Origin of the sequence: Acinetobacter sp. YH16051, from assembly GCF_013417135.1 — a bacterium.
Classification (GTDB): domain Bacteria; phylum Pseudomonadota; class Gammaproteobacteria; order Pseudomonadales; family Moraxellaceae; genus Acinetobacter; species Acinetobacter towneri.
Map to the genome: position 1 here is coordinate 1 of NZ_VPEN01000090.1, position 2,020 is coordinate 2,020.

The 2,020-nt window shown below is 35.2% G+C and carries 4 protein-coding genes; 3 read left to right on the top strand and 1 reads right to left on the bottom strand.

The window, feature by feature from the left end:
• The 3 genes from FTV41_RS15130 to FTV41_RS14450 all read left to right on the top strand — a co-directional run.
• Positions 1–270 (top strand): hypothetical protein (locus tag FTV41_RS15130; protein WP_218945207.1); only part of this gene is annotated, 270 nt, incomplete at its 5' end.
• 3 nt (positions 271–273) lie between these two features.
• Positions 274–690, top strand: coding sequence for a hypothetical protein (locus FTV41_RS14445; protein ID WP_179996738.1), 417 nt, complete (start codon positions 274–276; stop codon positions 688–690).
• A 315-nt stretch (positions 691–1,005) separates the two neighbouring features.
• Positions 1,006–1,593 (top strand): tetratricopeptide repeat protein, encoded by a 588-nt coding sequence (locus tag FTV41_RS14450; protein ID WP_174660745.1) that lies wholly within the window; start codon positions 1,006–1,008, stop codon positions 1,591–1,593.
• Positions 1,594–1,648: 55 nt separating this feature from the next.
• Here FTV41_RS14450 and FTV41_RS15135 read toward each other — a convergent pair.
• A partial coding sequence (locus FTV41_RS15135; protein WP_218945208.1) for a hypothetical protein occupies positions 1,649–2,020 on the bottom strand: 372 nt, incomplete at its 5' end.

A 2,020-nucleotide genomic window follows, 5' to 3' on the forward strand; every position in this document is an offset into this window, starting at 1 on the left:
AATATGGGACTGATTTCATTAGTAGTTATTTTGCTTATAGCAATTTTCTCGCTTGGTCTCGTCACCAAAAACAAGTACAGCGAGATGCAGACGCTAAATACAGTGATCAACGAGAAGCAAATGAGGGTCGATCATTTGAACCGATCGGGAGGCAGTTTGACGATCAGCACATGCAAGCGACCAGACAGCAAAGCACAACGTCTCTGTATTCAGATCAACAAGAATGCAGGGGAATGGCAGAACGGTTACATGATTCCAATGGGGTACTAAACGATGACGGAATTAGAAACACAATTATTGAGAATCATCGAAGAACAACAGCAACAGTTACTGCAACAACAATCGCAATTGCAGAAGCAACAGCAAGCTTTAGACACAATGCAAACCAAGATTATCCAAGCTTTATCAGCTCAATCAAAGGCAATCGAGAGCGATCAGCAAAGCTTACAGCAAGCACAGAAATCATTAGCGACAATACAGAAGCAATTTCACGAGCTAGAACGCAGTACAGCAAGCTATACCGAGCAGATCAATGGAAAAGTTCGAGAGATGAGCCAGATTACAGCCAACAACGAAGAAGCATTGGGGAAAATCTCAGTCTTACAACACTCAGTCTCGTTACAAGTGACCAAAGCTCAGCAGAATTTGCTCGAAACGTCGGAGATATTGAAAAAAATCTCGTCCAGATGAATGAGCGTAAACAAGAGATAGAAAAACCTCGACCTAAGCAGGATCGAGGGATGGATTTTGGGATGTAGTTTAATTCTGTGTGAATAGTTTACTAATTACACCAATAACAGCGAGTATGGCTAAAAAAGCGAATGTAATACCAATTGAAATTAATCCTGCAACTAATAGAACTAATAGGTATCCTCCAAAACTATTGGGCTCTACAATGTTATAAGCAACAATTAAAAGGACTATTGTTAAAATAATTTTCATTTCTTAAGGTACGTATTTCAAAATACTGAGTTATTCAAATTTTCACATTTTTTAGGTATTCGAGTGCATAAATATTTTCTTATTTTCCTTACAATTCTTTCATTTTCATCAAGTTTATATGCTTTTTCTGATGCTGAAATTATTGAAAGAGCTAAGCAAGGCTATGCAGAGGATCAACTTACTCTTGCTGTTATGTACAAAGAGGGAGTAGGTGTACAAAAAAATATGGCTGAAGCTATAAAATGGTTTGAAAAGGCAGCTAATCAAGAAAATACAGATGCTCTGTTCATGCTTGGTGCAATTTATCAAAATGGCATGGGGGTATCTGTTAATTTAAATAAGGCAGCCAACTTATATCAAAAAGCTAGCAATAAAGGAGATATAGCAGCCACACGTGAGCTAGCCACCATGTATTTATTCGGAAATGGTGTTGTTAAGAACCCCGCAAAAGCAGTCTCTCTTTTTACTCAAGCTGCGAATAAAGGTGATATTACAGCTCAGACAAAGCTTGGATTAATGTATGTAAGAGGAATAATTGTAAAACAAGATATAACTAAGGGAATGTCTTTATTGAGAAGTTCTGCATTAAAAGGTGATAAAGATGCATTGTATCTTATTGAAAAATATAACAAAGAAAATATAGTTAAATAAAATAATTAAATACATCATAGCCATGAAAAATATTTTCAATGGCTATGCTCGCAAGCTAAATATGGTGATTCTTTTTTAAAAATTCTTTTTGCTTTTTTTCCCATAATTCAAAGTGCTTTTTTAGATTTGAAAGAGATCCTTTATAAAAATCACCTTTCAGAGTCATGTCCTTAATGCCGCATCTTTCTGATAAATACATAATATACGTTTCTGGAGAGTCATTTAGTTTGTGGATCACAAAGTTGACAGGAAAAACTAAATCACATGGTTGTCCATTTGGATATGTATTAAATTCTATTGAAGTTTTGATAAATAAGGTATTGTTTAGTCCATCAGATGAATAGTATCTAGTCTCGTAGCTTCCATTAGGAAAGTAAGAATGATGTATTGATTTGAGATCATTAAAATCATTTGGATCTAAATGTAT